Here is a 24,558-nt window from a genome sequence, read left to right on the forward strand (position 1 = left end):
AGACGCACCTATGCTCCGAGAAATCCTCAGGAGCAGCGGCATGAGCGTTTACCAGTGGGCGAGGCAAGAGTTGCGCGACAGTCTGGCGTCGGCGGAGGCGGCCGGTTTTGAGCCGGGGTTGAGCCTGCGCGCCTTGCTCAGCGCGGTGGTCGAGGAGAGCAAGGGGGTGCGCAGTGTCGAGGACCTGGCCGATGAACTGCAGTTCCTGGCCGAGAACCTCGATGACAGTGCCGACTACAGCTTCATGCGGCCTTAGTGGCGCGGTTCGAAGTCTTCGCTGAACAGATCGTCTTCCGCGTCCGGGCTAACCGGGATCTTGTGTTCTTCCGAGGCCCAGGCGCCGAGGTCGATGAGTTTGCAGCGGTCCGAGCAAAACGGCCGGAAGGTGCTGCTGGCGCTCCATTCCACGGGGGCGCCGCAGGTTGGGCAGGTGACGACAGGGGGTTGGCTCATGACTGGCCTCCACGCAAAGTTAGGTAAAAGTGATGCAGGCGTTCGACTTCGCTGTGCAGCCAGGCGAGGTCGCGGTCATTGACCAGCACATCGTCGGCATGGCGGATGCGCTCCTGACGGCTGGACTGCGCCTTGAGAATCGCCTGGACCTGCTGTTCGCTGGTCTGGTCGCGCTGCAAGGTGCGTTCGATCTGCAGTTGTTCGGGGGCATCGATCACCAACACCCGTTGGGTCATGGCGTACTGCCCGGACTCGATCAGCAAGGGTGATACCAGAATCGCATACGGCGATTTTGCGCGTGCCAGGTGCGCGGCAATTTCCTCGGCGATCAATGGATGCAGGAGCTTTTCCAGCCAGCGGCGCTCCTCGGGGATTTCGAAGATCAGCTTGCGCAGTGCTGCCCGATCCAGTTGGCCGTCTGCCTGCAACACACCGTCACCGAAGTGCTCGGCGATCTGCGCCAGTGCCGGGCGGCCGGGCTCGACCACCCAGCGCGCAGCATGATCGGCATCCACCGCATGGATACCGAGGTCGATGAAATGCTGGGCCGCCGCGCTTTTGCCACTACCGATGCCACCGGTGAGGCCGAGAATCCAGGGTTGTTCCACAGGGATATTCATTGCAAACCGACAAACTGCCAATAGAAGTCGGTTATTTGACCACCCCAGAGCATGGCAATCCAGCCGGCAATTGCCAGATAGGGACCGAAGGGGATCGGCGTCGAGGTTTTCGCCCGTTTCCAGCGCAGCCAGAGCAGTCCGCTGACCGCCCCCACCAGCGAGGCCAGCAGGATCGTCAGCGGCAAGATCTGCCAGCCACCCCAGGCCCCCAGTAGTGCCAGGAGCTTGAAGTCGCCATGGCCGATGCCTTCCTTGCCGGTGATCAACTTGAACAGCCAATACACCGTCCACAAGCTCAGGTAGCCGGCTACGGCGCCCCACACGGCGTCCTGGAGTGGCACGAACAGTTCGAACGCGTTGACGATCACCCCCAGCCACAGCAACGGCATGACCAGTACGTCGGGCAGTAACTGATGGTCGGCGTCGATCAGGCACAGGGCCAACAAGCCCCAGCTCAACACCAGTAGCCCCGCGGCCTGCCAGCCAAACCCCAGGTGCCAGGCGATAAAGCCCGAGAGCAGCGCGCAACTGAGTTCGATCAGCGGGTAACGGGCACTGATCGGGGTTTTGCAGCTAGCGCAGCGCCCGCGCAGCATCAGGTAGCTGAGCAGTGGAATATTCTCCCAGGCGCGCAGTGGATGGCTGCAGTGGGGGCAATGGGAGTGGGGCAGCATCAGGTTGTAGGTGGGGCCTGGGGCCTCGCCAGGCAACTCGAGGATCTCCCGGGCCTGCTGGCGCCAATCTCGAGCGAGCATGCTTGGCAGGCGCCAGACCAGGACGTTGAGAAAGCTGCCGACCACCAGCCCCAGCCCGAGGGCCAGGATCACGAAGGCCGTCGGGGAGCTGGCGAGAAATTCATTCAAGGGCATGTTCAGATCGCCGTACCAAGTTGGAAAATGGGCAGGTACATAGCAATCACCAGCCCGCCGACGATTACCCCAAGTACAGCCATGATAAGGGGTTCCAGCAGGCTGGTCAGGTGATCGACCAGGGTCTCGACGTCGTCTTCATAGTAGCTCGCGACGTTGCCGAGCATGTCGTCCAGCGCCCCAGATTCTTCGCCAATCGCGGTCATCTGGATCGCCAGGTTGGGAAATACCCCGCTGTTGCGCATCGCCACATGCAACTGCATGCCGCTACACACGTCCTCGCGGATCGCCAGCACTGCCTGTTTGAAAACCCGATTGCCCGTGGCCCCGGCCACCGAATTCAAAGCCTCCAGCAGCGGCACCCCGGCGGCGAAGGTAGTCGATAACGTGCGCGCATAGCGGGCGACCGCCGACTTGCGCAGCAGGGGGCCGACCACCGGCAGATCCAGCCAGCGCGTCTGTAGCCAGTCGCGAAACCTCGGGGAGCGGCGTTGGGTCTGGTGCACCCCCAACGCGGCAGCGAGCAGCCCACCTAGCAGCAGCCAGCCGCTGTGCCGGAGGAATTCGGCAAGCCCGATCACACCGCGGGTCAGTGCCGGAAGCTCGGCACCAAAACCCTGGAACATCACTTCGAACTGCGGCACCACCTTGAGCAACAGGATAGCGCTGACGATCACCGCGACCAGGAGCACCGCCAGCGGGTAGGTCATGGCTTTACGCACCCGCGCCTTGAGCCGTTGAGTTTTTTCCCGGTAACTCGCCACCCGCTCCAGCAAGGTGTCGAGGGCGCCGGCCTGCTCGCCGGCGTCAATCAGGTTGCAGTAGAGCTCGTCGAAGTGTTGCGGCTTTTTGCGCAGGGCGGTGGTCAGGCTGCTGCCGGCCATCACGTCCTGTCTCAAGTCCTCCAGCAGGCCCCGCATGCGTGGGTTGTCGAAGCCTTCGGCGATGATGTCGAAGGCCTGCAGCAGCGGCACACCGGCCTTGAGCATGGTCGCCATTTGCCTAGTGAAGAGCGCGATATCCTGGGCAGTAACCCGTTGGCCAGCGCTGAACAGGGGGGCGAATTTTTTGCGTACCTTGTCCGGGATGATGCCGCGCTGGCGCAACTGGGCCTTGATCAGGGCCGGAGTCTGCGCGCTCGATTCGCCGGACATTTTGCGGCCTGTTCTATCGGTGCCTTGCCAGGCGTACAGGCTGACCTTTGCTGCTTTGACCGCCATGACTCAATCCTTGATGACCTGTCGGGTGTTTGCCGGCGGACGCCGCGGCAAATCTGGCTTGCGCTGCAAAGCCTAGCCAAGGCCGGACGCTGTGGGCGCGCGCTGCAGTGACAAATAGTGTCAGTTAGTGCGGTTTTGCAAAGCCTTGGATGCGCGAAACCAGGTTTTGCTGCCCGGTTTGCAAGGGCTGGCGGACTTGGCATGGGCTGTGCGTTATCTGCTGCCGAGCATGAGCCTTCGCCTCATGCAGAAAGGGAGTTGTAGCGGTGAAGGGACAAAGGGGATTCAGCCTGATCGAACTGCTGGTCGTGGTGGCGATCATTGGCATTCTGGTCACGGTGGCGTTGCCGCTGTATTCCAAATATCAGGCGCGGGCCAAGGTCACGGCCGGACTGGCCGAGATCTCGGCGCTCAAGGTGCCATTCGAAGACGTCATCAACCAGGGGGCTGATCCGACCCTGGAACGACTCGGCGCCAGTGAGATCACCAGCCATTGCACCGTCTCGGCGGCGGGCAGTGGTGCTTCCGGGCTAGGCAGCCTCGGCTGCACCCTGGTGAATGCGCCAGGCCCGGTGCTCAACCGCACCCTCACCCTTTCACGCACCGAGGCGGGCGGCTGGAGTTGCGCGACCACGGTAGCTGCGGACTACTCCCCCAAAGGCTGTACCACCAGCGAGGGCTGATTCCGGCAACTTGCATGTCGAGAATGTCCGGGTCATGCAAATTGCATGATTCCGGGTTTTTGATTATTTTTTAAGTTATTGATAATTAAGGAGTTATTCCGAAGGTCAAAGTTGGCACAGCGTTCGCACTATTACCGGTAACCCTGCTGAGAAGGCAAACAGCAGACTTTCTGGAAAAACAGGAGTTACCCGTATGAAGAAGTTCGCTATCGCTACCGCAACTGCTACCGCTCTGACCCTGACTCTGGCCAACGCAGCTTTTGCGCAGACCACCCAAAACACCCAGTCGCCAATGGTGCTGGCTGCCGGTGAAGTGACCGAGGCGAAGGAAGCGACTTCCGACACCTGGATCACCACCAAAGTGAAGGCTGACCTGGTCACCGAGAAAGGCATTCCGGGTACCGATATCAAAGTCGAAACCAACAAAGGTGTGGTATCGCTGTCTTCCACCACTGCGGTGACCGAGTCGCAGAAAGCCACTGCGGTGAAAATCGCGAAAAACATCAAGGGCGTCACTGCCGTATCGGCTGACGGTCTGAAAGCCGAGTAAGGCGCAGGCTTCTCGCCTGGACTGGGAGAAGAAGCGGCAGGTGAGCCGAGTCATGCACCTGTCGCGACTCTAGTGTTCATGCGACCGACCACAGGGATGTGGTCTCCACAGGCCCCGACATTCGTGTCGGGGCCTGTTTTATTGGGCTGCGATAAAGTTGCGCGAGCCTTGGTTACTCAGCGTCCAGGTGCAGCGGCGTGATGACCCGGCCGTCACTTTCGGCCTGACCCAGGTTGGCATCGATGAAGTACACCCGGTCATCGGCCAGTTGGCCCTTGTCCACCAGGTAGTCCTTGATGCTGCTGGCGCGGTCCTGGCCCAGTTGACGCAACAGCACATCGCTGCCCGCCCAGAACGTGATGACCCCTTCACGCATTTTTGCGGCGCGCTCTTCCTTGCCCAGGTCCTTCCATTCAGCCGGTGGTTGGGTTTTCAGGCGAGTGCGGTAGATCCCTTCGAGCAACGGAGTTTTTTCCCCTTCCGGGACTTCCAGCAATGAAGCCTGGGCCGGTACCTTGTCGCCGCGACGCTGGAGAATCTTGTAGTAGTTGTACTGGTACTCGCGCTCCAGGCGCTGCTCGGCAATCAACGGGCCGTCACTGCTTTGCGCGGCGGTGCCTTCGATTTCCAGGCGCAGGGCCGGGCGCTCCTTGAGGGCGCTGGCCAGTTTGACCAATGCGCCCTCGGCATCCTTGCTCAGTTCGCTGGAGCCCGGTGCGAAGGACACGGTACCCAGGTCTTCGGAACCGCCGCCGGCGACCAACCCGCCGATCAGTTTGAATGGCGCAGCCGCCGCTTTTACGATCAGGTTGCGCAGGGTTTGCCAGACAATCGGCATCACACTGAACTGGGGGTTGTTGAGGTCGCCAGTGACCGGCAGTTCGATGGAAATCTTGCCGTCGACGTCCTTGAGCAAGGCCACGGCCAGTTTCAGCGGCAGGCTGACCGCATCCGGGCTGTCGACTTTCTCGCCCAGCTCCAACTGCTCGACCACCACTTTGTTATCCGCCTTGAGCTGGCCCTTGGTGATCCGGTAATGCAGGTCGAGATTGAGGCGACCCTTACGGATCCGGTAGCCGGCGAATTTGCCGGAGTAAGGGGTCAGGGTCGTCAGCTCGACTCGTTTGAAGCTGGTGGCGATATCCAGTGCTGCCATTGGGTCGAACGGATTGACGCTGCCCTTGATGGTCACCGGGGCGTAACGGTCGACCTTGCCTTTGACGTCCACCGAGGCCGGCTTGGCCTGGCGACTGTCGATGGTGCCGATCTGGCCATTGAGTTGTTGGATCGCGGTGGCGAAGTTCGGCGTCAGGCTGAAGTCGGCAAAGTTCGCCGAGCCGTCGTTGATCGCAATGCCACCGATGTGAATGCCCAGCGGCTTGTCCTGGCTGGTGGCAGGTTTGCCTGCCGTGGTTTTCGCCGTGCTGTCGGCTGGTTGCGGGATCAACAGGTCGTCGACGTTGGTGGTCCGATCATCATTGATCATGAACCGCACGTAGGGCTGCTGCAGGTTGATTCGATTGATCGACAGGCTGTCGCCGTGCTGATAGTTCAGCCCTTCGACCATGACCTTCTGCCACTTGAGGAAGTCACGGGATTTGAGGGTGTCGAGGGTGTGCAACTGGTCGACCTGGGCCTTGCCGGTGACGTTGAAGGCCAGGGGTTCAGTGCTCTTGAGATTGACGGCCAGGTCGCTGCCGAGCATCCCGGAGCGTAGTTCCAGAAGAATGAACGGGCTGATGTAGGACTGGGCGACCCGCAGGTCGATGTCCCGGGTCTGTACGTTGAGCCGGGCGCTGACCGGGGCCAGGTTGACTTCGCCGTCGGCCATCAGCTTGCCTTGCTTGCCCACGCCGGTATCGAGCTTGAGGGTAAAGGGCGAGCCATTGAGACTGTCGAAATTTTTCAGGTCCAGGTTCAGCGGGCCGACCTCCAGCGCCACCGCCGGTTTGACTTGGCGATCGGCCAGGTGCACCTGGTAATTGCGCAGCTCGACATCCTTGAGCAGCACCTGCCAGGGTTTGCTCGGCGCAGCGGGCTCGGGTTTAGGTGAGTCGGCCGCCGCCGGTGCATCCACCGCTTCGGCCTTGACCGCCGGCTTGGCTGGCTGGCTGGCGAACAGCTTCTGCCAGTCGAGTTGGCCATCGGCTTCGCGGGCGGCCCAAGTCTCCAGTTTCTGGCTGCGGATCTTGCCGACAATCACTTGTTGTTTAGCCAGGTCGATGCTGGTTTCGCTGATGTCCAGGCGTTCGAGACGGGCGAGTGGTCGGCCATCCGGGGCCTTGATGGCAAAGGGGGCGATGCTGGCCGAGGTGTTGCTCAGCAGCAGTTCGGTTTCCTTGGACAGGTTGAGCTTGTAGTCGGTGCTGAGGCTGACCGTGCCTTCTTCAAGTACCAGTGGCAGCGCGTCGCGCACATAGGGCCAAAAGGCTTTCATCTTGCCATCGGTGATTTTCAAGCTGCCTTCGGACGTGATGGGCACCAGGCTGATCTTGCCGCTCCAGTCGATCTGGCCACCGGCCGGACCAATCGCCACCAGGTTCATTTCGGCATTGTCTTCCGGCAAGGTGCTCAGGTTCTTGAGCTCGAAATCCAGTTTGTCGTAGAGGAATTCGATGGGTTCGCTCGGCCGCAAGTCCTGGAAGTGGATGTAGCCACGGGCCAGGTCGATACGGTCGATGCGCAGCGGGAAGGGCTTGGCCTCGGGGTCGGCCGGCGTCGGTTCACTGGCCGGCAGCTTGAACAGCTGGGTGAGGTTCAGGGTGCCGTCCTTGCTGAACAGCACCGAGGTTTTTGGCTTGTCCAGTTGCACATCGGCCAGGTGCAAGGCACGGGTCCAGAGGCTGTCGATCTGCAGGTCGGCGTATAAACGCTCGAAGCCGACGTGCTCCTTGCCAGGCTCGCCGATGTTCAGGCCCCACAAGGTCAGCTCCAGGCTGAACGGGTTGAACTCGATGCGTTGGATGCTGGCTGGCACCGCTGCGTAATTGGCCAATTGTTGATTGGCGATCCGCAAGGCGATACCCGGCAGAATCAGAAAGCCCAGCAAGCTGTAGAGGGCCAGAGCAGTCAACAAGGCGCCGATGGCGCGAATCAATCCTTTGGGCATGTGTGGCTTCATCTGTTTGAATCGGAGTGCCTTGGAGTATGGCATGCGATTCTGGTTCCGAAGCAATGACCTCGATCAGGATTATTCAGATTCCGGCGCCGCGACTCAGAGCTGCAGGATCAGGGTCTTGAGTGGTGGTTGCTGATCCATCGACGGGAAATCGGCGGCTGGCGGCAACACTGTGCATTCGCGCACCGGGCGCCCGGCCTTCTCCGCGCACCGCAGGACCTGCTCGCGCCAGTCGTCCATGCTGACTTTCGCCAGGTTGTTGCAGCAGATCAGTACACCATTGTCCGCGGTGCTGAGCAGCGCCGGTTTCAGCAGGCTCTGGTAGTCGCGCAGCAGGTCGACGGTGCCGAACGCGCTTTTCGCCCAGGCCGGTGGGTCGAGCAACACCAGATCGTACTGGCGCTGTTCCAGGCGTGGATAGCTGGGCAGCTTTTGCCCGCGGCGCTGGCTGATCGGCAGGCCGGCCAATTGACGGATTGCCGGGAAATAGTCGGACTGGACGAACTGCATGCTCGGCAACTGCGGATTGAGCTGGCCGTTTTCCCGGCCTACCGCCAGGTTGCCCTCGGCGAAATCCAGGTTGCACACTTCGCGCGCGCCACCGGCGGCGGCACTCAGGCCGACCCCACAGGTGTAGGCGAACAGGTTCAGCACACTCTTGCCCTGGCTGTGTTGCTTGACCCAGCCACGGGCATTGCGCAGGTCGAGAAACAGCAGCGGATCCTGCCCAGCGTGGCGCCCGCGCACCCGATAGTTCAGGCCCCACTCGTGGCCGACCATGTCTGCCAGTGCGGCCTCGTCGGCGCGGTACACGGTGTCTTCCCGGTCGATGCGCGAATTGCCCCGGGAGCGATCGTTGTAGACCAGCAGGGTGTCGAGGCCCAGCTGTTGATTGACCGTGGCGTGCAACGCCAGCAGGTCGTCGCGCTCCAGCGCCTGGTGAAAGCTCTGCACCAGCAACTGCGGACCGTAACGGTCGACGGTCAGGCCGCCGGCGCCTTCCTGGCTGCCATGGAACAGGCGGTAGCAGTCGGTGCCTTGCTGGTGAAGCTCGGCGAGCAAGTCTTGGCGATGATCGAGGGCGGCGCGCAGCGCCTGATTCAAGGAAGACATGCGTAGCGCCTTGCAGGGGGAATTGGGCGCGAGAGTTTAACAGCTATGGGGCTTCTCTGGAGGTGCGAGCACGTTTGCTCCCGGACCTACAACAGCCCCATACGTCGCTTGGCGCGCTGCACCGAGCCATTACGCACCGCCCAGCGCAGCATCGGCGCACTGCGGTTGATGCTGGCGCGGATCAGTTGGCGTTGCAGTGCGCTCTGGCTGACGTCGAGCATGGCGCTGGCCCAGTCCGGCAGCAGGTCGATCCCCGCCTGCATCATCAGCCCGCCGAAAGGTTTGGCGAGACGACTGGGGGCGGGGGCGTTCAGCAGCAGGCGCAATACTTCCCGACTGCGTTCGTCGCACAGCAGTTGTGGACGGATCCGTTGCAGGTAGTCGGCGACTTGCTGGCGCGAACGCGGCACCTCACGGGCGCCCAGGCGCTCAGCGACCAGCGCGATCTCGGCGTAGTAGCGGTCCTGGTCGGCGCCTGAGAGATGCGGATTGCGGTAGCGCAGGTGAGCGGCGAGAAAGTTGCTGACTTCGGCCACGTGCACCCAGGTCAGCAGGTCCGGGTCGCTGGCGGCGTAGGCTCGGCCATCGGGGGCGGTGCCGACCACTTGCAGATGGATGGTGCGGACTTTTTCGATCAGCCACTCGGCGTCCTGCCGTGAGCCGAAGGTGGTGCCGGAGATGAACTGCCCGGTGCGGCGCAGGCGCCCGAGCATGTCCTGGCGAAAGTTCGAATGGTCCCAGACCCCGGCCAGCGCCAGCGGGTGCAAGGCTTGCAGCATCAAGGCACTGATGCCGCCGATGAGCATGCTGCTGAAGTCCCCGTGGACCTGCCAGCTCACCGAGTCGGGGCCGAACAGGCCGGGATCGCCCTTGGGGTTCTCCAGGTCGAGCTTGCCCAGGGACAGTCCGCTCAGGCTCATGATCTGGGTTTCAATGCGGGTACGGATGAATTCCATGACAACTCGTTGGCGACAGCAGAAAAAGGCTGCGGCCCACAGGCCGCAGCGGACTCATTGATTCAGGCGCTTGTCGATCAGCCCCGCGACCACACTCGGGTCAGCCAGGGTCGAGGTGTCGCCGAGGCTGTCGAGCTCATTGCAGGCGATCTTGCGCAAGATGCGTCGCATGATCTTGCCTGAGCGGGTTTTCGGCAAGGCCGGCGCCCACTGGATCAGGTCCGGCTTGGCGAAGCTGCCGATTTCCTTGCTGACATGGGCCAGCAATTGTTGTTTCAGGGCTGCGTCGGGCTCGATGCCGTTCATCGGGGTAACGAAGGCGTAGATGCCCTGGCCTTTGACGTCGTGGGGGTAACCGACCACCGCCGCCTCGGCAATGCTGTCGTGCAGCACCAGGGCGCTTTCGACTTCGGCGGTGCCGATCCGGTGCCCGGAAACGTTGATCACATCGTCGATGCGCCCGGTGATCCAGTAATCGCCGTCCTCATCCCGGCGAGCGCCGTCACCGGTGAAGTAGTAGCCGGGGTAGGGCTTGAAGTAGGTATCGAGCATTCGCTGCGGGTCGCCGTAAACGCTGCGGATCTGCGCCGGCCAGCTGGACTTGAGCGCCAGCACGCCACTGCCGGGGCCGCTGATTTCCTGGCCTTGCTCATCGAGCAGCACCGGCTGTACACCGAACATTGGTTGTGTGGCGCAACCGGGTTTGATCCGTTGTGCGCTGACCAGCGGGCTGAGCATGATGCCGCCGGTTTCGGTCTGCCACCAGGTGTCGACGATCGGGCAGCGTTGTTCGCCGACGGCATTGAAATACCATTCCCAGGCTTCCGGGTTGATCGGTTCGCCGACGCTGCCCAGCAAGCGCAGGCTGCTGCGCGAGCTGTCCTGCAAGGGCACGGAGCCTTCACGCATCAGGGCGCGCAACGCGGTGGGGGCGGTGTAGAAGATGTTGACCTGGTGTTTGTCGATGACGTGCCAGAAGCGCGAGCTGTTGGGGTAGTTGGGCACGCCTTCGAAGATCAGGGTGGTGGCGCCGTTGGCCAGCGGGCCATAGACGATGTAGCTGTGGCCGGTGACCCAGCCGACGTCGGCGGTGCACCAGAATACTTCGCCGTCGCGGTAGTCGAGCACGTACTTGAAGGTCATCGCTGCTTGCAGCAGATAGCCCCCGGTGGTGTGCAGCACGCCCTTGGGTTTACCGGTGCTGCCGGAGGTGTAGAGAATGAATAGCGGGTCCTCGGCGTCCATCGGCTGGGGCGCGCACTGTGCGCTGGCATCGTGCACGGCCTGGTGATACCAGAGGTCGCGGCCCTCCTGCCAATTGACCTGGCCCTGGGTGCGCTGGACCACGATCACCGTACTGACAGCGGGGCAACTGAGCAGGGCCTGGTCGACGTTGTGTTTGAGTGGCACGTTCTTGCCGCCGCGCACGCCTTCGTTGGCGGTGATGACTGTGCGGCAGTCGGCATCGAGGATGCGGTCGCGCAGCGAGTCCGGGGAAAATCCGCCGAACACCACCGAATGCACGGCACCGATGCGCGAGCAGGCGAGCATCGCATAGGCGGCTTCAGGGATCATCGGCATGTAGATGCACACCCGGTCGCCTTTTTTCACGCCGCGGCTTTTCAGCACGTTGGCCAGGCGGCAGACGTGGTCATGCAGTTGTTGGTAGGTGATCTGTTGCGAGTCAGCGGGGTCGTCGCCTTCCCAGATGATCGCGGTCTGTTGACTGCGTGTGGCCAGGTGACGGTCGATGCAGTTGTAGCTGACGTTGAGCTGGCCGCCGACGAACCATTGGGCTTGGCCAGTCTTGATATCGCAGCGCTGGACGGTCTGCCAGGGCTGGGACCAGTCGAGAAATTGTCTGGCCTGTTCGGCCCAGAAGCTATCGGGATGATCGATGGACTGGCGGTACAGGCGTTGATAGTCGTCCTGACTTAATTGCCCAGCCCGGCGGACGGCATCGGCTTTGGGGAATGTGCTGATATCGAACATGACGGTTCCTTATTCTTGTCTTGGCCACAAGAGATAAAGATGCGCCGAGTGATCAATGGGTTCAAGTCATGCGCTAAAACGCCTGTGGGAGCAAGCTCGCTCCCACAGGGGTAGTAGCGGGGCTTCAGATCAGCCGCGGTGACGCCCGCGGAAGTAGTTGATCAAGCCCTGGGTCGAGGCATCGTCGGCGGGGGCTTCTTCGCTGCCCACCAGACGGTTGTAGACGCCTTTGCCCAGTTCCTTGCCCAGCTCCACGCCCCATTGGTCGAACGCGTTGATGCCCCAGATAACGCTCTGCACGAAGACCTTGTGTTCGTACATCGCGACCAGTGCGCCGAGGCGTCGTGGGCTGATGCGCTCGACCACCAGGGTGTTGCTCGGACGGTTGCCCGGGATCACCTTGTGCGGCGCGAGTTTCTCGATCTGCTCTTCGCTCATGCCCTTGTCACGCAGCTCGGCTTGCGCTTCGCCCAGGGTCTTGCCGAGCATCAGCGCCTGGCTTTGCGACAGGCAGTTGGCGTACAGCCACTGATGGTGGTCCGCTACCGGGTTGAAGCTGACGATCGGCACGATGAAATCGGCCGGGATCAGTTGGGTGCCCTGGTGCAGCAACTGGTGGTAGGCGTGCTGACCGTTGCAACCTACGCCGCCCCAGATCACTGGACCGGTATCGGTGGACACGGGCGTACCGTCCTGGCGCACGCTCTTGCCGTTGGATTCCATGTCCAGTTGTTGCAGGTGCTTGGTGATGTTGCGCAGGTAGTGGTCGTACGGCAGGATCGCGTGGCTCTGTGCGCCCCAGAAGTTGCCGTACCACACGCCCAGCAAGGCCAGCAGCACCGGCATGTTCTGTTCGAACGGTGCGCTCTGGAAGTGCTGGTCCATGGTGTAGGCACCGGACAGCAGTTCCTTGAAGTTGGACATGCCGATCGCCAGGGCAATCGGCAGGCCGATGGCCGACCACAGCGAGTAACGACCGCCAACCCAGTCCCACATCGGGAAGATGTTTTCTTCGCGAATGCCGAAAGCCACGGCGGCCGCGTTGTTGCTCGAGACCGCGATGAAGTGGCGATACAGCTCGGCTTCCGAGCCACCCTGGGCCAAGTACCAGGCGCGAGCGGCCTGGGCGTTTTTCAGGGTTTCGAGGGTGTTGAAGGATTTCGAAGAAACGATGAACAGCGTGGTCTCGGCGCGCAGCTTCTGGGCCAGTTCGTGGAACTCACTGCCGTCGATGTTTGCCAGGTAGTGGCAGCGCACGCCTTTCTGGGCGTAGGACAGCAGGGCTTCGGAGACCAGCTCCGGACCGAGGAACGAGCCACCGATACCGATGTTCACCACGTCGGTGATCGGTTTTTCAGTGTAGCCGCGCCACAGGCCGTCATGGATACGCCCGACCATGTCGGTGATCTGGTTCAGCACCTTGTGCACTTCCGGCATCACGTTGACGCCGTTGACCGACAGCTTGTCGCCCACCGGACGACGCAGGGCAGTGTGCAGCGCTGGGCGGCCTTCGGAAGCGTTGACGATTTCGCCGCTGAACAAGGCCTTGATGGCGTCCTGCAGGCCGGCTTCATTCGCCAGGCCCACCAGCAGGTTGCGGGTTTGCTCGTTGATCAGGTTTTTCGAGTAGTCGAGGAACAGTCCACAGCTGCTCAGGGTGAACTGGGTGAAACGCTGCGGGTCGGCATTAAACGCTTCACGCATGCTGAAATCCTGCATGGCTTGGCGGTGATCATTCAGCGCCTGCCAGGCTGGCAGAGCGGTAACGTCTTGAGGGTTGCGGTAGTACGCCATCGCTGCGGGTTTCCTTTTACTTGAACTGCCTTTAGGACACTGAAAAGCCCGGAACATCCTGCCGGGCGGCAGATATTATCCGGTAAAACTACGAAGACATGATTAAAAAACGCAGGCCGACAACAGTAAACCTTGAGGGGGGTATCTGTCTTGGCTTTGTGGTGGGAGCGAGCTTGCTCGCGATGAGGCCGTCAGATTCTACATCTCATTGACTGACATGCCGTCATCGCGAGCAGGCTCGCTCCTACAAGGGGAAGTGCGGGGTTTAGGCGGGGGTATCGAGGTTCAGGTGCAGGTTGTCGATCAGGCGGGTGGTGCCGAGGAAGGCAGCCACCAGGATCACCAGGTCGCGATCTTCGGGGGTCGCCGGGCGCAGGTTTTGTGCGTGGCGAATCTCCAGGTAATCAGGCCGCAATCCAGCCGCTTCAAGTTGCTGGAGCTGCGCCTGGAGCAACGCCGGATAATCGCGTCGACCCTGCTCGATGGCGTCGGCAATGCCTTTCAGGGTGCGATACACCACGGGTGCCACGGCCCGTTGTTGCTCATCGAGGAAGCCATTGCGCGACGATAGGGCCAGGCCATCGGCGGCGCGTACAGTCGGCTCGCCAATGATCTGGATCGGCATGTTGAGGTCATGCACCAGTGCGCGGATCACCGCCAGTTGCTGGAAGTCTTTCTGGCCGAACACTGCGAGGTCCGGCTGGACCATGTTGAACAGCTTGCTGACTACCGTCGCCACGCCTTCGAAATGCCCGGGACGGCTGGCGCCGCACAAGCCTTCTGCCAGGTTGGGGACACTGACGCGGGTCTGGCCGGACATGCCGTCGGGGTACATTTCCTCGACGGTCGGCGCAAACAGCAAGTGGCAACCGGCTTGCAGCAGTTGTTCCTGATCGCCGGCCAGGGTCCGCGGGTACTTATCCAGGTCTTCGCCCGCACCGAACTGCAGCGGGTTGACAAAGATACTCGCGACTACGAAATCCACCTGCTGGGCGGCCTTGGTGACCAGGGCCATGTGGCCGCTGTGCAGGTTGCCCATGGTCGGGACGAAGCCGATGCGCTTGCCTTCGCTGCGCGCGCGGGCGACCGCGGCACGCAGTTCAAGTACGGTGTTGACGGTGATCATGCAGAAAATCCGTGTTCAGCACCCGGGAAGGTCACGGCTTTGACTTGCGTGACGTAAGCGCTGAGGGCCGACTGGATGCTCTCTTGGCCGGCCATGAAGTTCTTCACGAACTTGGGTGCGCGGCCGGTCAGCGACAGGCCGAGCATGTCGTGCAGCACCAACACCTGGCCGTCGGTACCGCTGCCGGCACCGATGCCGATCACCGGGATCTTCACCGCCTGGGAGATTTCCAGGGCCAGTTCGCTTGGCACACATTCGAGCAACAGCATCGAGACACCGGCCTGTTCCAGGGCAATGGCGTCGGCACGCATCTGCCGTGCCTGGTTCTCGTTGCGACCCTGGACCTTATAGCCGCCCAGGATGTTCACCGCCTGCGGTGTCAGGCCCATGTGCGCGCACACCGGAACCCCGCGCTCGGCCAGCAAGCGAATCGAATCGGCCAGCCACAGTGCGCCCTCGACCTTGACCATGTGCGCGCCGGCCTGCATCAGCTGGGCGCTGTTGATCATGGTTTGCTCGGTCGTCGCATTGGCCATGAACGGCAGGTCGGCGAGGATCAGTGCATCAGTGTTGCCGCGCTTGACGCAGGCCACGTGGTACGCCATCTCGGCCGTCGTGACGGGTAGGGTGCTGTCATGGCCTTGCAACACCATACCAAGGGAGTCGCCCACCAGTAACACTTCAACACCGGCCTCATTGCAGGCGTGGGCAAAAGTAGCGTCGTAGCAGGTCAGCATGGTGATCTTTTCACCTTTCTGCTTCAGGGACTGCAGGGTGGTGAGAGTAATAGCTGGCATGAAAAGGATCCTCGTTCAGGCGCTTGGAAAACTACTGCGAGTAACGCGCGTGATTCTTCATGGACTCAGGCGCACGGTCTTTTGTCGTGCTTGAAAAGCCTGGATTGCGCCCTTGGTGCCGGGTTGGCGGCAGCGGGACGCCTATAGTCGTGATGAGAACTCGGGAAGTCAATTGGATGTGTTACCGCCTGGGTGTTACCGGCGTTACTGATGCGATTCAGCAGAGTGCGGTGCGCTCTGTAGGATTAATCGCCGGTGGCCAGGCGATCCAGGCCGACAAACGGGCAGGCTGCCAGCAGGTCGCTCAAGCGACGGCCGTCCGCCAGTTCCAGTTGGGCGGGGGCCAGCTCAGCCAGGGGGTAGAGCACAAAGGCCCGTTCCTGCATCTGGTAGTGGGGGACCTTGAGGCGTGGCTCGTCGATGAGGCGGTCGCCGAACAGCAGGATGTCCAGGTCGAGGGTGCGCGGGCCCCAGCGCTCAAGGCGTTCGCGGCCTTGCTGGTTTTCGATGGCTTGCAGCGCATCGAGCAGCTCGAGGGGCGCGAGGGCACTCTCCAGCGCCGCTACGGCGTTGGTGTAGCGAGGCTGGCCTGGCAGCAGGGAGTCGCTTTGATAGAAGGCCGAGACCCCGGTCAGTTGAGTCTTGGGCAACTGCGTCAACGCCTGTACAGCGTTGCGCAGTTGCTCTTGCGGGGCCGCGAGGTTGCTGCCCATGCCGATGTAGATGCGTTCCATCGACTTACTCGCCTGAAGCGCTCGTGCCGTCAGCGGCACGTTTGCGCTTGGCACCACCGGTGCGGCGACGTTTGCGTGGGGCTGCGCCGGCACTTTCATCCTTGCCGCTGAGGTCGCGAATCATGTCCCGGCGTTCGCTGTCGTTGGCGTCCTGATAGTCCGTCCACCATTCGCCCAGGCCGTTGGTCTGTTCGCCGGCGCTTTCGCGCAGCAGCAGGAAGTCGTAGCCGGCACGGAAGCGTGGGTTGTCCAGCAGCAGGTCGGCGCGTTTGCCGCTGCGGCGGGGCAGGCGTTCCTGCATGTCCCAGATCTCGCGGATCGGCATGGTGAAACGTTTGGGAATGGCAATCCGTTGGCACTGCTCGGCGATCAGTTCGTGAGCGGCTTCCTGCATGGCCGGGATCGGCGGCATGCCACGGTCCTGCAAGCGCAGGACCCGGGCCGGCAGCGCGGGCCACAGCAGGGCGGCGAACAGGAAGGCTGGGGTCACCGGCTTGTTCTGCTTGATCCGCAGGTCGGTGTTGATCAGCGCTTCACTGATCAGGGTGTGGGTATAGGTCGGGTTGTGCTCCAGTGCATCGGCGCTGGCCGGGAACAATGGATCGAACAATTGCAGGTCGACCAGCATTTCAAAGGTGTCAGCGGCATGCCCCGAGAGGAACAGCTTCAACACTTCTTCGAACAGGCGTGCCGACGGGATTTCCCGCAGCATGGGGGCCAGGTCGCGGATCGGTGCGGCCGTGTGCTTCTCGATACCGAAGTTCAGCTTGGCGGCAAAACGCACCGCTCGCAGCATGCGTACCGGGTCTTCCTGGTAGCGCTGGGTCGGGTCGCCGATCAGGCGGATCAGGTGGTTGCGAATGTCGTGTACGCCGTTGGCGTAGTCGAGGATGCGCTCACTGACCGGATCGTAGTACAGGGCATTGATGGTGAAGTCGCGACGTTGCGCGTCTTCTTCCAGGGTGCCGTAGACGTTGTCGCGCAAAATGCGCCCGCTTTCGTTACGCGAGGACTGGTTGCTGTCTTCCTCTTCGTCGTTTTGCGGGTGATTGGCGCGGAAGGTCGCCACTTCGATGATTTCGCGGCCAAAGTGGATGTGCACCAACTTGAAGCGACGGCCAATGATGCGCGCGTTACGAAACTCGGCGCGAACCTGTTCTGGTGTAGCACTGGTGGCGACGTCGAAATCTTTGGGCGTGATGCCAAGCAACATGTCACGCACACAGCCACCGACCAGGTAAGCCTGGTAACCGGCGTTCTGCAGGCGCTCGACGATATTCACTGCGTAACGGCTGAATTGGCCCTTTTGCAGCGAATGTTGGCCGCTGTTGAGCACTTCAGGCGTGCTGCGAATGTGTTGCGTATGACGCTTGGGAGAACGGAATGACTGGAACAGCTTCTTCAGCATGGGATGCACTGTTTGAAGGAATGTTCGGCCATAACCAAGAATGACCGCATGATGGGCCGGGATTCTAGCATTTAGTCGAGGGATGGTGTAGGAAGCTGCGCGGTTCTCTGTAGCAGCTGTCGAGCCATGCGAAGCAGCGTTCGCCGGCGAAGCCGTCGTGAAGGCGGGAATTGTGCAGTGTCAGTCGGCTAAACGGCAGAAACTACAAGGGGAGCCGAAGCTCCCCAAGAAGTAGTTGCGTGCTCTATTTTTATTATGGGTTTTGGGCTTCTTGTTTTTGTGTCGCGCCCACGTCATGAGGTTTTCCCTGCATGACCCTCCCAATCGGGAGCCAAGAGCAAACGGATTGCTTTGATCGCTGTGTTGCAATGATCTATCGATCCAACCAGTTCAGGCTCTGCCTTAGGGCAGTTTTTGTTGTTCTCGGCCTGGTTGTGGGGCAAGCCCCAAATACAACGCCTCTCCAAAAGAATCAGTTAGCTACGCCTCTCGCCGTCTTGTTTTTATTGTGCGTGAGTCGATTCGTCTTATTTTTATTGTCTTGTGCATTGCTTGTTATTGTTCTTGTACCAAACATATAGCAGAAGCCGTGCCAACTTTTGCGATCCCCAGTAAAACAAGGGGTTAGCCAGGCAGAGGGCTTTATTCGAGGCGAAAAAAAACCGGGGCTTCGTTACCTTAAGCCCCGGCTTTTGTTACGAAAAAAGCTGCGGTAACAGTTTTTTCACATTTTCAGCTGTTACCTGCACAGTCGACAGGTAACGTTCAGCCCTCGCTGGTTACCCCGGTCTTGCGCCGCGGGATACCCAGGCGTTGGCGGCGTTCCCACAGGCATTTACGGCTGACCCCCAGCTTGCGGGCCAGTTCGGTTTCCGTCATGTGGTCCTGGTGTTCGAGGACGAAGTGCTGGAAGTAGTCTTCCAGGGACAGGTCTTCGGTCGGCTCGTGGCTGGCGTTGCTGGTGCTGCCCTGATGCGGTGCCAGGCCAATGAATTCGTCTTCTTCCAGGTCACTGAGCTCGATGTCGATGCCCAGCAGCTCGGCAGAGATTTCCGGGCTCTCGCACAGGATCACGGCACGCTCGACGGCGTTTTCCAGTTCGCGCACGTTGCCCGGCCAGCTGTAATGACGAATCGCCTGCTCGGCGTCAGGGGCGAACTTCAGGTCGGTACGATTGACCCGCGCACTCTGGCGTGCAAGGAAGGCATTGGCGATTTCGTTGACGTCTGCACCGCGTTCGCGCAATGCCGGCAGTTTCAGGGCGATCACGTGGAGGCGGTAAAACAGGTCTTCACGGAACTGGCCGATTTTCGCCAGGCTCTTGAGGTCGCGGTGAGTGGCCGCAATCAGGCGCACGTCGACTTTTTGCGACTGCACCGAGCCGACACGGCGGATCTCGCCTTCCTGCAATACGCGCAGCAGGCGCGCCTGGGCTTCCAGTGGCAGTTCGCCGATCTCGTCGAGGAACAGGGTCCCGCCGTCCGCCGCTTCCACCAGGCCGGCACGTCCGGCGCTGGCACCGGTAAAGGCGCCTTTCTCGTGGCCGAACAGTTCGGACTCGATCAGGCTTTCCGGAATGGCCGCGCAGTTCACCGAGATCATCGGCGCCTTGGCACGCTTGGACAGGTTGTGCAGGGCGCGGGCCACCAGCTCCTTGCCGGTCCCGGACTCACCCTGGATCAGCACATTGGAATCGGTTGGCGCGACTTTGCGGATCTTGCTGTAGAGGTCCTGCATCGGTGGGCAGGAGCCGATGATGCCGATCTCGCCGTTGCTGTTGTCGAGCCCTGGCTTGTCGCTGCCATTGGCGACCTTGCCGGCCGGTCGCTCATTGGCGGTGCTCTGTGCCGTCTGTCGGTCACGCAGGATGCGTGCGACGGCCTGGAGCATTTCGTCGTGGTCGAAAGGCTTGGCGATGTAGTCCACCGCGCCCATCTTCATCGAGTCCACCGCCGAGCGCAGGCTGGCGTAGCTGGTCATGATCAGCACCGGCGTGCCCTGGCCGAGCTTGATCAGTTCAGTCCCCGGAGCGCCGGGCAGGCGCAGGTCGCTGACAATCAGGTCGAACGTGGGAATGCTGAAGCGTTCTTGTGCTTCCTGCACTGAACCGGCTTCGCTGACCTGGTACTGGTTACGTTCCAGCAGGCGGCGCAAGGCGGAGCGGATAATGGTTTCGTCTTCGACGATCAAAATGTGCGGCATTGATTCGATTCTCTCGACGGTCTCAGTTCACAGCGGACGTCGCTTCGACATGACGCGGTAAGGTCACCCGGATACGGGTGCCGCGTTGGCTTTGGATGTCAGCCGGGCTGTCGATGGTGATTTGTCCATAATGCTCTTCAACGATGGAATAGACCAGTGCAAGGCCCAGACCGGTGCCTTCGCCAGGATCCTTGGTGGTAAAGAAGGGTTCGAACAAGCGGTCCTTGATGTTCGCCGGGATGCCACTGCCTTCGTCTTCCACGATCAGGTCGACCGTGTGTTCGCTGGCTTCGCTTTTTACCCGCACCGCACTGCCGGCCGGTGTTGCATCGCGGGCGTTGGACAGCAGGTTGATCAGGACCTGGGCGAGCCTCTGTGGGTCACCCACGACCCAATGCTCGGGATCGCACAGGTTGAAGAACTGCACTTCGAAGTTGCGTCGGTTCAGCGCCAGCAGACCAATGGCATCCTGCGCCACCTCGGCCAGGCACACCGGCTCGTCATTGTGCTGGTGGCTGCCGGCGTGGGCAAAGCTCATCAGCGACTGCACGATGCGTGACACCCGCTTGGTCTGCTCGAGAATCTGTCCGCTGATTTCGGTCAGTTCGCCATCTTCTTCCCGCTCTTCGCGCAGGTTCTGCGCCAGGCAGGCGATGCCGGTGATCGGGTTGCCAATTTCGTGGGCCACGCCGGCCGCCAGGCGACCGATGCTCGCCAGGCGTTCGGAGTGCACCAGTTTGTCTTCGAGCATCTGGGTTTCGGTCAGGTCCTCGACCAGCAACACCAGGCCACTGTTACCCGGCGCCAGCGGTTCGTCGATGGCCGCCTTGTGCAGGTTCAGCCAGCGGGTCTGGCCGTCGAGGGCCAGGTGCTGTTTGTGCAAGTGTTCGTCGGGCAGGTTGATGAAACCTTGCAGCAGTTCCTTCCACGGCTCGCCCAGGGTGCTCAGGCGTGAACCCACCACGCGCTGCGCGGCAATGCCCGTCAGCTCTTCCATGGCTTTGTTCCACATGAGGATTTCCTGGTCCTTGGCCAGCGAACAGACGCCCATCGGCAATTCTTGCAGGGTCTGGCGGTGGTAGCGGCGCAGGGCGTCGAGTTCGGCGGCAAGGCCGGTGAGGCGCGAGTGATAGTCCTCGAGCCGGCTTTCGATGAAGTGAATGTCTTCGGTGACATAGTTTTCGCCGCCGGCCTTGTAGGGCAGGAAGGTCTCGACCATGTCTTGCGCCACGCTGGGGCCCATCAGGCCGGAGAGGTTGGCTTCGATGCGGTCGCGCAGGCGGCGCAGGGCATAGGGCCGCCGTTCATCGAACGGCAGGTACAGATCGCGCAGGGCTTGCTCGACTTCCTTTTGCGCGGCCTTGGCACCCAGTGGCTTGGCCAGTTGGGTGGCGAATTCCTGGGGGGAGGCGGCATGCAGCTCGCGTCGTTGCGGGCGTCGCACGTTGTCCACGGCGCAGGCTTCTGCAGCGCTGGCTTCCTCGGTGCTGGCATTGGTGAATAGCGAGATCAGGGTGAACATCAGCACGTTGGCCGCCAGCGAGGCGATGGCCGCCATGTGCCAACTGGTGTCGTCGAGCACGTAGATCATGTTCAGCAGCGGGATATAGAACCCCTGCAGATTGCCCACCAACGGCAGCAGCATGGTCACCAGCCAGACCAGGATGCCTGCCAGCAACCCGGCGATGAAGCCGCGTCGGTTGGCGGTCGGCCAGTACAGCACCGACAACACGCCCGGCAGGAACTGCAAGGTGGCGACAAAGGCCACGATGCCCAGGTTGGCCAGGTCCTGCTCGGCGCCCAGCAGCAGGTAGAAGCCATAACCGGCCATGATGATCGCGACGATCAGCGCGCGGCGGGTCCATTTCAGCCAGCGGTAGATGTTGCCTTCGGCGGGCGGCTGGTACAGCGGCAGCACCAGGTGGTTCAAGGCCATCCCGGACAGCGCCAGGGTGGTGACGATGATCAGGCCGCTGGCAGCGGAGAGCCCGCCGACATAGGCCAGCAGGGCCAGGGCCTTGCTGTTGGCGGCGATGCCGATCCCGAGGGTGAAGTATTCCGGGTTGGTGGTGGCGCCCAGTTTCAGCCCGGCCCAGAGAATCAGTGGCACGGCCAGGCTCATCAACAGCAGGAACAGCGGCAGGCCCCAGCTGGCACTGACCAGGGAGCGCGGGTTGAGGTTTTCGGTGAAGGTCATGTGGTACATGTGCGGCATCACGATCGCCGAGGCGAAGAACACCAGCAACAGCGTGCGCCATGGACCTTCTTGCAGTGGCGTGTGCAGGGCGGCGAGGGCGGTCTGGTTCTGCAGTAGCCACAACTCAAGCTGTTGCGGACCGTCGAACACACCGTACAGCGCGTACAGGCCGACGCCACCAATGGCGATCAGCTTGATCACTGACTCGAAGGCAATGGCGAACACCAGGCCCTCGTGTTTCTCCCGGGTGGCAATGTGTCGCGAGCCAAAGAAAATCGTGAACAGGGTGATCAGCGCGCAGAAGCTCAACGCCACGCGATGCTGCACCGGCTCGCGAGTGAGGATGCCGATGGAGTCGGCCACGGCCTGGATCTGCAGGGCCAATAACGGCAACACGCCGATCAGCATGAATATGGTGGTCAGCGCGCCAGCCCAGGTACTGCGAAAGCGAAAGGCAAACAGGTCGGCCAGGGACGACAACTGATAGGTGCGGGTGATCTTCAGGATCGGGTACAGCAGCACCGGTGCCAGCAGGAACGCGCCGGACACTCCCAGGTAACTGGACAGGAAACCATAGCCGTACTGATAGGCCAGGCCGACCGTGCCGTAGAACGCCCAGGCGCTGGCATAGACCCCAAGCGACAGGGTGTAGGTCAGCGGGTGGCGAATGATCGCCCGTGGGATCATTCCACGTTCGCTGATCCAGGCAACGCCGAACAGCACCGCCAGGTAGGCGGCGCTGATCAGGATCATCTGGGTCAGGCTAAAGCTCATCGGCATCTTTTTGGCTCTGCAGGATGAAGGTCACGACGATCAGGATCAGCCACAGCAGATACGGGCGATACCAGGCGCCAGTGGCGTCGATCCACCAGTCCATGATGGCGGGGGAGAACAGATAGATCCCCACTACCAGCAGCAGGACCAAGCGATAGATGTACATCCCGGCCTCTCTTTATTGTGTGCGTGCCCGAAAACGTGCGGCGATGGTAACGGATGGGCGCCAACCTGCAAGCTTAGTCAGCGTAATAACGCTTCGGGCAGGCTCGGCGTACGCGGGATCCGCGTCGCGTCCCAGTGGATGCTGCCCCACTTGAGCACTTCGGCCGGCGTCGCATCGTCCAGGTCGGCAGGCGGCGTTTGCCCCAGGGCTCGCAATGCGCGCAGCAGCAAGGGCGTGGCCTGGTCTGCGCGCAGCGGAGGCGAACGGTAGGATTTGCCCAGCTTGTTGCCATCGGGTTGGGTAATCAGGGGCAGGTGCAGGTAGCGCGGTTGGCGCAAGCCGAGCAGTTCCTGCAGGTACAGCTGGCGCGGGGTGGAGTCGAGCAGGTCGGCACCGCGCACGATGTCGGTGATGCCTTGCCAGGCATCGTCGAGCACCACGGCCAATTGATAGGCGTAGAGCCCGTCGCGGCGACGTATCACAAAATCGCCGACCTCGCGACCCAGGTGCTGGCGGTATTCGCCTTGCACACGGTCATTAAAATGGTATTCCAGCTCTGGCACACGCAGGCGGATCGCCGCGTTTTCACTCGGGTGGCCGGCGTTGCGGCACAGGCCCGGGTAGATGCCGTGATAGGGCTCCAGCTGTTTGCGCGAGCAGGTGCAGGCGTAGGCCAGGCCGTGATTGAACAGGCGGTTGAGCACCTCGACGTAGGCCTCGTGCCGGTCGCTCTGTCGGACCATTTCCCCGTCCCACTCGAAACCGTAACTTTCCAGGGCCTTGAGAATCGCCACCTGGGCGCCGGGTTCTTCCCGGGGCGGGTCAAGGTCTTCCATGCGCAGCAGCCAGCGCCCACCGACCGAGCGGGCGTCGAGGTAGGAGGCCAGCGCGGCGACCAGGGAACCGAAGTGCAGGTGGCCACTGGGCGTGGGGGCGAAGCGCCCGATGTAGTCGGGGGGTGTTTTGGCAGTCATGGAGACGAAGCTACTTTTCAGGCTATACGCAGGTCAACCTGTAGGAGTGAGCCTGCTCGCGATAGCGGTGTGACATTCAACACCGATATTGACCGACCCACCGCTATCGCGAGCAGGCTCACTCCTACAAAAGGCAAAAGGCAGAAACAAAAACGGAGCGTTCGCACGCTCCGTTTTTCGTTCAGGTCGAGATTACTTGCCGACCTGCTTTTCCTTGATTTCCGCAAGGGTCTTGCAGTCGACGCACATGTCGGCGGTAGGACGTGCTTCCAGACGGCGAATGCCGATTTCGACGCCGCACGACTCGCACCAACCGTATTCTTCGTCTTCGATCAGTTGCAGGGTCTTGTCGATTTTCTTGATCAGCTTGCGCTCGCGGTCGCGGGCGCGCAGTTCGAGGCTGAATTCTTCTTCCTGGCTGGCACGGTCGGCCGGGTCAGGGAAGTTGGCCGCTTCGTCTTTCATGTGGTCAACCGTACGGTCGACTTCCTGCATCAAGTCCTGTTTCCACTTGTTCAGGATCTTGGTGAAGTGAGCGCGCATGGGCTTGCCCATGTACTCCTCGCCCTTGGACTCAACGTAGGGTTCGAAGCCGCTGATCGACTGATTTGCCTGTTGCTTTGCTTGGGTGGGCATGAAATGGACCGCCTCTACTCTTGTAATCCATTGCGCAGGATTGCTCCATCACCGACACCTGCCGGCCCTGCGGCTGCAAGCGGGCGAACTTACCAGATCAAATCAGGCCGCGCTACTCCCTCATGTCGAGGCTGCGGCCCATAAGGCTTGCAAAGGGTTGCAAAGCCTGGTCTGGC

21 protein-coding genes are annotated in these 24,558 nt (G+C 61.6%); 3 read left to right on the forward strand and 18 right to left on the reverse strand.

What is annotated here, in order from left to right; genetic code table 11:
- Window positions 1-40 precede the first annotated feature (40 nt).
- Entirely contained in the window at window positions 41-256 is a 216-nt protein-coding gene (locus CKW24_RS07380; protein WP_095166542.1) for a hypothetical protein, read from the forward strand.
- Here the strand turns inward: CKW24_RS07380 and yacG are convergent.
- From yacG to CKW24_RS07400, 4 genes are read right to left on the reverse strand one after another with little or no spacing between them, the layout of a single operon-like run.
- Window positions 253-453, reverse strand: a complete 201-nt coding sequence (gene yacG, locus CKW24_RS07385) for a DNA gyrase inhibitor YacG (RefSeq protein ID WP_095166544.1) — start codon at window positions 451-453, stop codon at window positions 253-255. The genes CKW24_RS07380 and yacG overlap by 4 nt on opposite strands.
- Window positions 450-1,073 carry a dephospho-CoA kinase gene (gene coaE, locus CKW24_RS07390; RefSeq protein ID WP_095166546.1) on the reverse strand — a complete coding sequence of 208 codons (624 nt, stop codon included), beginning with the start codon at window positions 1,071-1,073 and terminating at the stop codon, window positions 450-452. Before coaE ends, yacG begins: the two co-directional genes overlap by 4 nt.
- The gene (locus CKW24_RS07395; protein ID WP_095166548.1) at window positions 1,070-1,942 is read right to left on the reverse strand and encodes an A24 family peptidase; all 873 of its coding nucleotides are present in this window, start codon (window positions 1,940-1,942) and stop codon (window positions 1,070-1,072) included. The genes coaE and CKW24_RS07395 overlap by 4 nt, the downstream gene beginning before the upstream one ends.
- Window positions 1,943-1,944: 2 nt before the next feature.
- Complete coding sequence (locus tag CKW24_RS07400; protein WP_095166550.1) at window positions 1,945-3,162, reverse strand: type II secretion system F family protein; 1,218 nt, start codon at window positions 3,160-3,162, stop codon at window positions 1,945-1,947.
- A 266-nt stretch (window positions 3,163-3,428) separates the two neighbouring features.
- Between CKW24_RS07400 and CKW24_RS07405 the strand changes: the two genes are divergently transcribed.
- Both CKW24_RS07405 and CKW24_RS07410 read left to right on the forward strand, forming a co-directional pair.
- Complete coding sequence (locus CKW24_RS07405) at window positions 3,429-3,845, forward strand: pilin (RefSeq protein ID WP_095166551.1); 417 nt, start codon at window positions 3,429-3,431, stop codon at window positions 3,843-3,845.
- A gap of 193 nt (window positions 3,846-4,038) precedes the next feature.
- Window positions 4,039-4,395 (forward strand): BON domain-containing protein, encoded by a 357-nt coding sequence (locus tag CKW24_RS07410; RefSeq protein WP_095166553.1) that lies wholly within the window; start codon window positions 4,039-4,041, stop codon window positions 4,393-4,395.
- A 172-nt stretch (window positions 4,396-4,567) separates the two neighbouring features.
- Here the strand turns inward: CKW24_RS07410 and CKW24_RS07415 are convergent, their stop codons facing one another.
- The 14 genes from CKW24_RS07415 to dksA all read right to left on the reverse strand — a co-directional run bounded on the left by CKW24_RS07415 (window position 4,568) and on the right by dksA (window position 24,382).
- A complete protein-coding gene (locus CKW24_RS07415) occupies window positions 4,568-7,516 on the reverse strand; it encodes a DUF748 domain-containing protein (RefSeq protein WP_095166555.1) in 2,949 nt (982 codons plus the stop codon).
- A 93-nt stretch (window positions 7,517-7,609) separates the two neighbouring features.
- Window positions 7,610-8,626, reverse strand: a complete 1,017-nt coding sequence (locus CKW24_RS07420; protein WP_095166557.1) for a class I SAM-dependent rRNA methyltransferase — start codon at window positions 8,624-8,626, stop codon at window positions 7,610-7,612.
- Between the two features lie 86 nt (window positions 8,627-8,712).
- The gene (locus tag CKW24_RS07425) at window positions 8,713-9,582 is read right to left on the reverse strand and encodes an oxygenase MpaB family protein (RefSeq protein WP_095166559.1); all 870 of its coding nucleotides are present in this window, start codon (window positions 9,580-9,582) and stop codon (window positions 8,713-8,715) included.
- Between the two features lie 54 nt (window positions 9,583-9,636).
- On the reverse strand, window positions 9,637-11,574 hold the full coding sequence (acs, locus tag CKW24_RS07430; protein ID WP_095166561.1) for an acetate--CoA ligase: 1,938 nt from the start codon (window positions 11,572-11,574) through the stop codon (window positions 9,637-9,639).
- Window positions 11,575-11,703: 129 nt separating this feature from the next.
- The gene (pgi, locus tag CKW24_RS07435) at window positions 11,704-13,368 is read right to left on the reverse strand and encodes a glucose-6-phosphate isomerase (protein ID WP_095166563.1); all 1,665 of its coding nucleotides are present in this window, start codon (window positions 13,366-13,368) and stop codon (window positions 11,704-11,706) included.
- Between the two features lie 265 nt (window positions 13,369-13,633).
- A complete protein-coding gene (gene panC / locus CKW24_RS07440; protein WP_095166565.1) occupies window positions 13,634-14,494 on the reverse strand; it encodes a pantoate--beta-alanine ligase in 861 nt (286 codons plus the stop codon).
- On the reverse strand, window positions 14,491-15,291 hold the full coding sequence (gene panB / locus CKW24_RS07445) for a 3-methyl-2-oxobutanoate hydroxymethyltransferase (RefSeq protein WP_095166567.1): 801 nt from the start codon (window positions 15,289-15,291) through the stop codon (window positions 14,491-14,493). The genes panC and panB overlap by 4 nt, the downstream gene beginning before the upstream one ends.
- A gap of 245 nt (window positions 15,292-15,536) precedes the next feature.
- A complete protein-coding gene (gene folK / locus CKW24_RS07450) occupies window positions 15,537-16,025 on the reverse strand; it encodes a 2-amino-4-hydroxy-6-hydroxymethyldihydropteridine diphosphokinase (protein ID WP_095166569.1) in 489 nt (162 codons plus the stop codon).
- A 4-nt stretch (window positions 16,026-16,029) separates the two neighbouring features.
- Window positions 16,030-17,433: a polynucleotide adenylyltransferase PcnB gene (locus CKW24_RS07455; protein ID WP_095166571.1), complete on the reverse strand. Its 1,404-nt coding sequence runs from the start codon at window positions 17,431-17,433 to the stop codon at window positions 16,030-16,032.
- 765 nt (window positions 17,434-18,198) lie between these two features.
- Window positions 18,199-19,635: a sigma-54 dependent transcriptional regulator gene (locus CKW24_RS07460; protein ID WP_095166573.1), complete on the reverse strand. Its 1,437-nt coding sequence runs from the start codon at window positions 19,633-19,635 to the stop codon at window positions 18,199-18,201.
- Window positions 19,636-19,657: 22 nt separating this feature from the next.
- Window positions 19,658-22,612: a sensor histidine kinase gene (locus tag CKW24_RS07465; RefSeq protein ID WP_162530212.1), complete on the reverse strand. Its 2,955-nt coding sequence runs from the start codon at window positions 22,610-22,612 to the stop codon at window positions 19,658-19,660.
- Window positions 22,596-22,772 (reverse strand): hypothetical protein, encoded by a 177-nt coding sequence (locus CKW24_RS07470; RefSeq protein WP_003176118.1) that lies wholly within the window; start codon window positions 22,770-22,772, stop codon window positions 22,596-22,598. Before CKW24_RS07470 ends, CKW24_RS07465 begins: the two co-directional genes overlap by 17 nt.
- A 77-nt stretch (window positions 22,773-22,849) precedes the next feature.
- Window positions 22,850-23,746, reverse strand: coding sequence for a tRNA glutamyl-Q(34) synthetase GluQRS (gluQRS, locus tag CKW24_RS07475; protein ID WP_095166577.1), 897 nt, complete (start codon window positions 23,744-23,746; stop codon window positions 22,850-22,852).
- 192 nt (window positions 23,747-23,938) lie between these two features.
- The gene (gene dksA / locus CKW24_RS07480) at window positions 23,939-24,382 is read right to left on the reverse strand and encodes an RNA polymerase-binding protein DksA (RefSeq protein ID WP_095166579.1); all 444 of its coding nucleotides are present in this window, start codon (window positions 24,380-24,382) and stop codon (window positions 23,939-23,941) included.
- Window positions 24,383-24,558: the final 176 nt, after the last annotated feature.

Source organism: Pseudomonas sp. Irchel 3H3 (genome assembly GCF_900187635.1).
In the GTDB taxonomy this organism is placed as follows: Bacteria; Pseudomonadota; Gammaproteobacteria; order Pseudomonadales; family Pseudomonadaceae; genus Aquipseudomonas.

Bases quoted from the DNA above. Each gene is read 5' to 3' on its own strand.
- CKW24_RS07380 (WP_095166542.1), top strand. From the start codon at position 41: ATGAGCGTTTACCAGTGGGCGAGGCAAGAGTTGCGCGACAGTCTGGCG.
- yacG (WP_095166544.1), bottom strand. From the start codon at position 453: ATGAGCCAACCCCCTGTCGTCACCTGCCCAACCTGCGGCGCCCCCGTG.
- coaE (WP_095166546.1), bottom strand. From the start codon at position 1,073: ATGAATATCCCTGTGGAACAACCCTGGATTCTCGGCCTCACCGGTGGC.
- CKW24_RS07395 (WP_095166548.1), bottom strand. From the start codon at position 1,942: ATGCCCTTGAATGAATTTCTCGCCAGCTCCCCGACGGCCTTCGTGATC.
- CKW24_RS07400 (WP_095166550.1), bottom strand. From the start codon at position 3,162: ATGGCGGTCAAAGCAGCAAAGGTCAGCCTGTACGCCTGGCAAGGCACC.
- CKW24_RS07410 (WP_095166553.1), top strand. From the start codon at position 4,039: ATGAAGAAGTTCGCTATCGCTACCGCAACTGCTACCGCTCTGACCCTG.
- CKW24_RS07415 (WP_095166555.1), bottom strand. From the start codon at position 7,516: ATGAAGCCACACATGCCCAAAGGATTGATTCGCGCCATCGGCGCCTTG.
- CKW24_RS07420 (WP_095166557.1), bottom strand. From the start codon at position 8,626: ATGTCTTCCTTGAATCAGGCGCTGCGCGCCGCCCTCGATCATCGCCAA.
- CKW24_RS07425 (WP_095166559.1), bottom strand. From the start codon at position 9,582: ATGGAATTCATCCGTACCCGCATTGAAACCCAGATCATGAGCCTGAGC.
- acs (WP_095166561.1), bottom strand. From the start codon at position 11,574: ATGTTCGATATCAGCACATTCCCCAAAGCCGATGCCGTCCGCCGGGCT.
- pgi (WP_095166563.1), bottom strand. From the start codon at position 13,368: ATGGCGTACTACCGCAACCCTCAAGACGTTACCGCTCTGCCAGCCTGG.
- panC (WP_095166565.1), bottom strand. From the start codon at position 14,494: ATGATCACCGTCAACACCGTACTTGAACTGCGTGCCGCGGTCGCCCGC.
- panB (WP_095166567.1), bottom strand. From the start codon at position 15,291: ATGCCAGCTATTACTCTCACCACCCTGCAGTCCCTGAAGCAGAAAGGT.
- folK (WP_095166569.1), bottom strand. From the start codon at position 16,025: ATGGAACGCATCTACATCGGCATGGGCAGCAACCTCGCGGCCCCGCAA.
- CKW24_RS07455 (WP_095166571.1), bottom strand. From the start codon at position 17,433: ATGCTGAAGAAGCTGTTCCAGTCATTCCGTTCTCCCAAGCGTCATACG.
- CKW24_RS07460 (WP_095166573.1), bottom strand. From the start codon at position 19,635: ATGCCGCACATTTTGATCGTCGAAGACGAAACCATTATCCGCTCCGCC.
- CKW24_RS07465 (WP_162530212.1), bottom strand. From the start codon at position 22,612: ATGCCGATGAGCTTTAGCCTGACCCAGATGATCCTGATCAGCGCCGCC.
- CKW24_RS07470 (WP_003176118.1), bottom strand. From the start codon at position 22,772: ATGTACATCTATCGCTTGGTCCTGCTGCTGGTAGTGGGGATCTATCTG.
- gluQRS (WP_095166577.1), bottom strand. From the start codon at position 23,746: ATGACTGCCAAAACACCCCCCGACTACATCGGGCGCTTCGCCCCCACG.
- dksA (WP_095166579.1), bottom strand. From the start codon at position 24,382: ATGCCCACCCAAGCAAAGCAACAGGCAAATCAGTCGATCAGCGGCTTC.